The organism is Polaromonas eurypsychrophila, assembly GCF_014641715.1.
GTDB lineage: Bacteria > Pseudomonadota > Gammaproteobacteria > Burkholderiales > Burkholderiaceae_C > Polaromonas > Polaromonas eurypsychrophila.
Map to the genome: position 1 here is coordinate 173299 of NZ_BMIG01000009.1, position 8292 is coordinate 181590.

Consider the following 8292-nt stretch of genomic DNA (forward strand, 5'->3'; position numbering starts at 1 on the left):
GCCTTGCATGGCATCATGACCTCACCAGTGCACTGCCTGGTGGACCGGGACACACGGGTGCCCGCGTCGAACTGAAAGGCTACATTCATGCGCTGGCCCTGGTTAGTAGATGCAGCCTCCGCGCCCTCCCAACGTCCCTCGGGCTCCCCTCAGCCTTCCATCGTCCGGCCCATCGCCTGGCTGGTGGCCGGGCTGTTCATCGTATCTGCCTGCGCCGTGGCAATCGCGCTTTATTACCTTCGCGGCGAAGCCCTGCGTTCGGGTGAAGTACTGACCCAGTCCCTGGTTCAGGTGATTGAAGAGCAGACCAGCCGCACCTTTCAGACGGTGGATCAACGCCTGCAGTTGACTGCCAGCCAGCTGCAGGCGCTGCAAATCGAAAAACGACTGGACGAGAACTCGGCCCGGATCATGCTGCGTGAGCAACTGAAAGCGCTGCCCTTTGTGCGCGCCATCTGGGTGCTGGACGCTGAAGGCCGCATCCGGTTTGACTCGGATACCGGCAATATGGGTATCTCGCTGGCCGACCGCGAATATTTTCAAATTTACAAACAAAACCCGGCCACGCAATTTCATCTCAGTTCCCCCGTGCGCAGCCGCTCAACCGGCACCTGGCTGATCAGTGCGTCCAGGCCGATACAGACCAGCAGCGGGGCATTTTTGGGGGTGATTGTGGCCGCCGTCGAGCCGCGCTACTTCGACAAACTCTGGAGCGGGATCAATCTGGGTGAAGGGGGTGCGATTGCGCTGTTTCGCAAGGATGGCGTGCTGATGATGCGTAGCCCCATGGAGGAAAGCGCCATGGGAAAGGCTTTCCCTGACCTTCCGCTGTTTCCCGAGTTCGCCAAAAATCCGCAAGGTATCTTCACCACCACCAGCGCATTTGACGCCCGTGTTCGCATGGTCGCCTATCGCGGGCTGCCCCCCTACCCGGAACTCATTGTTCTGGTGGGTTCACCCTATGACAATGTGCTGGCTGCGTGGAAGCGTTTTGCAACACTGACCTGGCTGCTCTGGTTCGCCGCAGCTGTCACTGTCACCCTGCTGTCGGTGCTTCTCTTCCGCTATGCGCAGCAGCGCGAACGTACGGAGGTGCGTTTTCGCCAGCTGGCTCAGGCCATGCCGCAAATCGTGTTCATCACCAACGCCAGTGGCTTAATGGTTTTCATCAACGACCAATGGAGCCATGTCACCGGGCAGCCCGTGGAAGCGTCCCTGAACGGCGGCTGGTTCAAGCGGGTCCATCCGGACGATCTGGCGCAAACCATGGAAGATTTTCGCAACGCCATCGATACCGGGCAGAGCATGCACAACGAGCATCGCCTGCTGTGTCTCGACGGAACCTACCGCTGGCAACTGGCGCGCGTTCTGCCCAACCGCGATCAAAGTGGACGCATCGTTTCCTGGTACGGCACCTCCACCGACATCGACGACCTGAAGCAAGCGGAGGCAGCAACCAATGCCCAGGCCAACCTGCTGAGCATGGGAGGCCAACTGTCGCGCATGGGCGGCTGGGCACTGGAGTTGCCCACCATGCGCTTCATATGGTCTGACGAAGCCTCCCTGGTGCTGGAGCTGCCGCCGGGCAGCACACCGGTCTGGAGACTGCGATCGGCCTGTGCGCGCCACAGTCGCAGGCACTTGCCGGCCGGGTGACCTTGGAGTGTCTGGAAAACGGCACGCCTTTCGACGTCCAGGTGGAGATGGTGACCGGCACGGGACGGCTCATCTGGGTGCGCTCGCTGGGGCAAGCTGTTCGCGATGGCAAGGGCAACATGGTGCGTATGCAGGGCGCGCTGCAAGATGTGACCGCGCGGGTGCAGGCCGAGCAGGAAGTGCAGGCCCATCTGCAAACTCTGCAACGCGCCGCCGAAGCGGCCCAGGCCATCACCCAGCACCGCAGTCTGGACGCCATGATGCAGGAGGTGGCGGACCAGGCTCGTACCATCGTCGGTGCGCACCAGGCGATCATCAGCTTGACGCAAAACAGCGGCTGGGCACAAAGCATCACCGCGCTCTCGCTGTCCGACAAATATGCGGCCTTTCGGCACCTGATGGAGCCGCCCGACGGCAGCGGCATTTACGCCGTGGTCTGTGAAACCAACCGTCCACAACGCCTGACCCAGGCCGAGTTGGAGGTCCATCCGCGCTGGCGCGGTTTTGGCACCTACGCCGACAAACACCCGGCCATGCGGGGCTGGCTCGCTGTTCCGCTTACCGGGCGTGATGGCACCAACATTGGCGTGCTGCAACTCTCGGACAAGCTCGAAGGCGAGTTCACCCAGCAGGACGAATACATCGCCACCGAATTGGCCGAGTTGACGCAGATCGCCATCGACAACGTCAAACTGCTGGCCCAGGTGCAGGAGCTCAACACCGGCCTGGAGGAAAAAATTGCGGTGCGCACGCGCGAACTTGCACGCCAGGAGGCGCTGTTCAGGGCACTCGCCGAGCAGGCCCCTCATCCCATCTGGACCATCGATCCGCGCGGGGGTGCGACCTTCATCAGCCGGGCCTGGTACCAGCTTTTCGGTGGCAAGCCGCCCGACTGGCAGGGACAGGGCTGGATGGACCTGATCCACCCGGACGACGTCGCCGGTCTGAACGACAGCTGGCTGACGCACCGCAAAACGCGCACGCCGTACACCGGCACGCGGCGCCTGCGTGCGCGGGACGGCAGCTACCGCATCATGTCTTACAGCGTTTCGCCGGTTCTCAATGACCGTGACCGTGTGATGTTCTGGGTTGGTATCGACGTGGACATCACGGAGATCAAGGCGATTGAAACCGCTTTGCGCATGTCCAACTCGGAGCTGGAGGCGTTTTCCTATTCGGTATCGCACGATCTGCGGTCTCCGCTGAACACCATCGATGGATTCAGCCGCCTGCTGTTCAAGGAACTGGGTGCTTCGCAGGGCGCGAGGACCCAGCACTACCTGACGCGCATCCAGTCAAGCGTCAGCCAGATGGGCCAATTGATCGAAGGCTTGCTGTCGCTCGCGCATGTCACCCGCCTCGAACTGCGTTATCAGCCCGTGGACCTGAGCGCAATTTCCCGTGAAGTGCTCGACAGCCTGCGTATCCACGCACCGGCCCGTGACGTCAATGCCGTCGTCGCGTCAGGACTGGCCGCGCACGGCGACATGCGGCTGCTGCGTTCGGTCATGGAAAACCTGATCGGCAATGCCTGGAAGTTCAGCGAGCGACGCGAACACACACAGATTGAGGTGGGGTGGTCAGCCGGGCAGGCGGCCTTTTTTGTGCGCGACAACGGCGCCGGCTTCGACATGGCCTATGCGGCCAAACTCTTTGGCACCTTTGAGCGGCTGCACGGCATCACCGAGTTCGCTGGCACCGGCATCGGCCTGGCGACGGTAAGCCGCGTGATCGCCCGCCATGGTGGGCGCATCTGGGCCGCAGCCGCGCCAGACCAGGGCGCGACTTTCTTCTTTACCTTGCCCGTGCCGTCGTAAAGGCGGCATCGCTACATCAGCGGTCGCAGTTCCCTGGCCGCATCAAACAGCAAGGGCAGCAGATCGCGCTGCATCGCCTGCACCGTCAGGCGCTGCGGCGAGGCCACCACATTGAGCGCGGCAACCGTCTTGCCCTGCATGTTGCGCAGCGGCACGGCCAGCGCATGCACGCCTAGTTCGTGCTCCTCAACCGCCAGGCTGAAGTCATCCGCGCGCACCTGTTCAATCACTGCCCGAAACAACTTGGGGTCGATCACGGTGCACGGCGTCAGGCGCGGCAGCAAGCGTCCCTTGAGCCATTGCGTGAAGGCGGTTTTGCCCTGAGCCGCCAGCAGCACACGACCGGTAGAGGTTGCATGGGCCGGCAGCCGCGCGCCCAGGTGCAAGCCGTAGGCCAGCACACGCACCGCGCCGGACGAGGCGCTTTTCCACTCATAGCCGCTGCGCCCCACGATCACCACCTCGTCGCCGTCAAGCACGCCTGCAGAAAACGACTCCTGGGTCTGCGCGGCCAGCCGGTTCAGTGTCGGCTGGATGGCGCGCGGCAAACGGGCCGAGGCCAGATAGCTGCCCGAAAAACGCAACACTTTGGCAGCCAGCCAAAAGTAGCTGCCGTCGGTTTCCAGATAGCCCAGATGCGCCAAAGTCAGCAGGTGCCGGCGCGCGGCAGCGCGCGTGATGCCGGCACGTTCGGCGGCCAGCGTGGCGTTGAGGCGCTGGCGCTGCGTGTCAAAACTTTCCAGCACCGCCATACCCTTGGCCATGCCTTCAATCATGTCGGCCTTCGCAATCGGCCGATGGCTCTGCAGTTCGCCGGCGGACCGGCTGGGCGGGGTAGTAACCGTGCTCATTGCGCGATCATCGCACAAGTTGCCTGTTGATCGTGCAAAGGGGCAGCTTGTCCTGCCCCGCCGACTGGTCATCGCGCGGCGGACCGCCTACGCTAGCAAATCAGCTATGCAAGTCGACAAGTGGAGACAAAAATCATGCGCACCCAGGTTGCCATCATCGGTGCGGGCCCCTCCGGCCTGCTCCTCGGACAGTTGCTGCACAAAGCCGGCATAGACGCCGTGATCATCGAGCGCCAGAGCGGCGACTACGTGCTCGGCCGGATTCGCGCCGGCGTGCTCGAGCAGGTCACCATCGACCTGCTGGACGAAGCCGGGGTCGGCCAGCGCATGCACCAGGAGGGCATGGTGCATGGCGGTTTCGACATGTTGTTCAAGGGCGAGCGCCACCGCATCGACCTGAATGGCCTGACCGGCGGCAAAAACGTCATGGTGTACGGCCAGACTGAAGTCACCCGCGACCTGATGGATGCCCGGCAGGCGGCAGGCCTCACCACCATTTATGAAGCCGGCAACGTGTCAGTGCACGGCTTCGACACCAAGAAGCCGCGTGTGCGCTACGAGAAGGACGGGCAGGCGCATGAGATCGAGTGCGACTTCATCGCCGGTTGTGACGGCTTTCACGGCGTATGCCGCGCCAGCGTGCCCGAGAGCGCCATCACCGAGTACGAAAAGGTCTACCCCTTCGGCTGGCTGGGGGTGCTCGCCGACACACCGCCGGTGCACCATGAACTGATTTACGTCAACAGCACACGCGGCTTTGCGCTGTGCTCGCAACGCAGCGCCACACGCAGCCGCTACTACCTGCAGGTGCCGCTGACCGACAAGGTCGAAGCCTGGTCGGACGATGCCTTCTGGAACGAGCTGCGCCTGCGCCTGGACGCGGGCGGCCGCGAACACCTCGTCACCGGCCCGGCTATCGAGAAAAGCGTGGCGCCCTTGCGCAGTTTTGTCGCCGAACCCATGCGTTTTGGGCGCATGTTCCTGGCGGGGGATGCCGCACACATCGTGCCACCCACCGGCGCCAAGGGACTGAACCTCGCCGCCAGCGACGTGAAATATTTGTCCAGCGCGCTGATCGAGTTCTACGCCGAAAAGAGCGAAGCCGGCATCGACACCTATTCCGAGCGCTGTCTCAGGCGCGTCTGGCGTGCCGAGCGGTTCTCGTGGTGGTTCACCAGCCTGATGCACAACTTCCCGGAAAACGGCCCCATCGGCCAGAAGCTGCAGGACGCCGAACTGGACTACCTCGTGCATTCGGAAGCCGGTGCGCGCTCCGTCGCTGAAAACTACGTCGGCCTGCCGCTCGATTTCGGGAGCTGAGCCGCCAACCGGATGGGTGTCACCCCTGAACGCCGTCCTCACGTTCATTCACCAGCAAATCCCCCGGCTGGCAATCGAGAAACTCGCAGATCTTCATCAGTGTGTCAAAGCGCACGCCCTTGACCTTGCCCTGCTTGAGCAGCGACAGGTTGGCTTCCGTGATGCCGACATACGCCGCCAGATCCTTGGACCTGGCCTTGCGCTGGGAGAGCATCACATCGAGTTTGACGACGATGGACACAGTGCGCGATTAACTAGACAAACTGCGCGTTCTCTTCAGCAAGCGCCACCGCCTTGGCCATCACGGCGGCAATTTGCCAGACCATGCCGGCAAACAACAGGGTGATCAACTCGTTGCTGCCCAGACCCACGGCCAGTGCGCGCTGGCCGGCAGGCGCACCCAGTGTCAGGACGACACTGATGGCCATGGACACGAAAAATCCCGCCACCACTGACGCAAAAATGCCGGCGGCAAAACCGCGCAGATAACGCACGGTACGCAGGCTGAAATACTCGGCCTGGGAGAAGCCAGAGAAACAACGCATCGCGCAGACCAGACCGTAAGACGCGCAACACACCGGCACCATGCCCAGGCCCACCGCCAGCAAGCGTTGCCATAGCTCCACATCCAGCATCGCGACCTGCACCGCCGACAGACTGGCACCGGCGCGCAGCAGCAAGCCTTCTGTCGGCGTGGTCATCAGCTGGTACAGCACCGCCAGCGGCAGGGCCACAGACAGCAAAGCGCAAACCCAGGCAAAAGCGCTGTTCAGGCGCTGCACTTCCGGCCCCGACAGCGTGCTGGCAGTCAATGTAGTTTTCATAACGCACTTTTTGTGATGAAGCGCCCAGCATGTCACATTATTTTCTGTAAGACAATAATTAATTACTGTAAAACATAAATTAATTGAAATATCTGATCTGTTTGCGCTCAGACCAGCCTGAACCGCTGCAGGCATTTCGATGCCGGCGACTTCTGGTAAGGTCAGCTTAAAACCACGGCGGAGCACCCTTGCCTGCCAAACGCAGGAGACTTCCCCCATGCTAGCCCCGAGCCCCTCTTTCCAGCCCCTGCAGGGCGTGCGTATCCTGAGCCTGGCACTCAATCTGCCCGGTCCGGCGGCGCTGATGCGTTGCCGCCGCATGGGCGCGACCTGCATCAAGCTGGAGCCGCCAGCGGGCGACCCCATGGGCTCGTACAACAAGCCGGCCTACGCACAACTGCATGAAGGCGTGAAGGTCATGACTGCCGACCTGAAAACCGACGGGGGGCAAAAAGTGCTGCACCGCGAACTGGCGAAGACCGACGTGCTGCTGACCTCGTTTCGCCCGTCGGCCGTCGAAAAGCTCGGCCTGGGCTGGAAGAAGCTCCACACGCTGCACCCCGCGTTGTCGCACGTCGCCATCGTCGGCGCGCTTGGCGCGCTAGGTGAAGCACCCGGCCATGACCTGACCTACATGGCTGACAACGATTTGGTGACCGGTCTGGAACTGCCGCCCACGCTCTACGCCGACATGGGCGGCTCGCTGATGGCCAGCGAAGCCGTGCTGCAGGCCGTGCTGCGCCAGCGCGAGCCTTATGCTGGCACCGGTGATTCGCATCCGCAAGGCGTGTTTCTGGAAGTCGCGCTGTCCGAAGCCGCCAGTTACCTCGGCCTGCCGCGCGCTTGGGGTCTGACCAAACCCGGCTCCGCCGTCGGCGGCGGTCACGCCGGTTACTGCGTCTACCCGTGCAAGGACGGCCGCGTGGCAGTCGCGGCGCTGGAGCCACATTTCGCGGCCAGCCTTTGCGCCGCGTCAGGTGTGGCGATGAAAGACATGAAAACCATGTTCGCGCCTTCCACGCACGAAGCCGTTGCCGCCTTCCTGCTCACGCAGACTTGCGGGCAGCTCGACAAACTGGCGAGGGAGAAAGACATTCCGCTGCACACGCTATCGAATCAATAGCTGCTCACGCTCGTCGCATAAGGGCTGGAAGCCGATTTGACTTTGACGTTTTACCTGGCCAACACCCCTGTTGTCATTGCGGGCCTGACCCGCAATCCATCCCGGCAGCCCCAAGCAGCAGGTCCACACTGCATGGATCCCGGGTCAGGTCTGGGATGACAAGCCAAGCCAAGCTTGCGACCAAAGCACGTAGCACTCTTGATCGTTAGGAATCCTTGATCAATTTTCTAATCAGGATTTCGCTTCGAGAAAAAATATCTTCGATCGGGGGACGCACGAACCGCTGAGTAAGAAGATAGATTCCGGGACGGATATAGGCATCAGATCCGTACTTAGGACGAACTACGTCAACGCAGTAACGGGTTTTCGCGTCTCTATTGGTATGCGCGATAACATTGCGAATTAATCTGAGTTCGTTAATAGGAACGCCGTTAGATCGACAGTACGTCACGAAGTGGTCAAGCGGTGATATCACGTGTTCGACAGCCTCAACAATCATCGAAGCCCTCGACCATTCCAAGTATGTCTTTTCCCTTGCACGTCCGACTGTGAGCATTAGCAAGCGAGCACGTTCAATGGAGTTTGCCCTTGCAAGCAAAACGGGTGTTGTACCGTCCAAATATCTTGCCCCGCTGACCTGCCCCCAATCCTCGTACCAATCTAAATTCCAGAAGTCCGTGGGTTGCAAGATTAACTGATTG

Annotated in this window: 8 protein-coding genes; 4 read left to right on the forward strand and 4 right to left on the reverse strand. The window is 61.6% G+C overall.

Annotated elements, in window-relative coordinates; genetic code table 11:
- Positions 1–87: 87 nt before the first annotated feature.
- On the forward strand, positions 88–1656 hold the full coding sequence (locus tag IEX16_RS13540) for a cache domain-containing protein (protein WP_188709006.1): 1569 nt from the start codon (positions 88–90) through the stop codon (positions 1654–1656).
- 2 nt (positions 1657–1658) lie between these two features.
- Positions 1659–3473: a PAS domain-containing sensor histidine kinase gene (locus IEX16_RS13545; protein ID WP_188709007.1), complete on the forward strand. Its 1815-nt coding sequence runs from the start codon at positions 1659–1661 to the stop codon at positions 3471–3473.
- An 11-nt stretch (positions 3474–3484) separates the two neighbouring features.
- Here IEX16_RS13545 and IEX16_RS13550 read toward each other — a convergent pair whose 3' ends face one another.
- Complete coding sequence (locus IEX16_RS13550; protein WP_188709008.1) at positions 3485–4324, reverse strand: IclR family transcriptional regulator domain-containing protein; 840 nt, start codon at positions 4322–4324, stop codon at positions 3485–3487.
- A gap of 135 nt (positions 4325–4459) precedes the next feature.
- Here IEX16_RS13550 and pobA point away from each other — a divergent pair, with 135 nt between their 5' ends.
- Positions 4460–5644, forward strand: coding sequence for a 4-hydroxybenzoate 3-monooxygenase (gene pobA / locus IEX16_RS13555; RefSeq protein WP_188709009.1), 1185 nt, complete (start codon positions 4460–4462; stop codon positions 5642–5644).
- 19 nt (positions 5645–5663) lie between these two features.
- Here pobA and IEX16_RS13560 read toward each other — a convergent pair whose 3' ends face one another.
- Together IEX16_RS13560 and IEX16_RS13565 are read right to left on the reverse strand one after the other, a co-directional pair.
- Positions 5664–5885: a helix-turn-helix domain-containing protein gene (locus IEX16_RS13560; RefSeq protein WP_188709010.1), complete on the reverse strand. Its 222-nt coding sequence runs from the start codon at positions 5883–5885 to the stop codon at positions 5664–5666.
- Between the two features lie 13 nt (positions 5886–5898).
- Positions 5899–6468, reverse strand: a complete 570-nt coding sequence (locus IEX16_RS13565) for a DUF2975 domain-containing protein (RefSeq protein ID WP_188709011.1) — start codon at positions 6466–6468, stop codon at positions 5899–5901.
- A gap of 217 nt (positions 6469–6685) precedes the next feature.
- Here IEX16_RS13565 and IEX16_RS13570 point away from each other — a divergent pair, with 217 nt between their 5' ends.
- On the forward strand, positions 6686–7591 hold the full coding sequence (locus IEX16_RS13570) for a CoA transferase (RefSeq protein WP_188709012.1): 906 nt from the start codon (positions 6686–6688) through the stop codon (positions 7589–7591).
- Between the two features lie 205 nt (positions 7592–7796).
- Here the strand turns inward: IEX16_RS13570 and IEX16_RS20050 are convergent.
- A partial coding sequence (locus tag IEX16_RS20050) for a hypothetical protein (RefSeq protein ID WP_229676341.1) occupies positions 7797–8292 on the reverse strand: 496 nt, incomplete at its 5' end.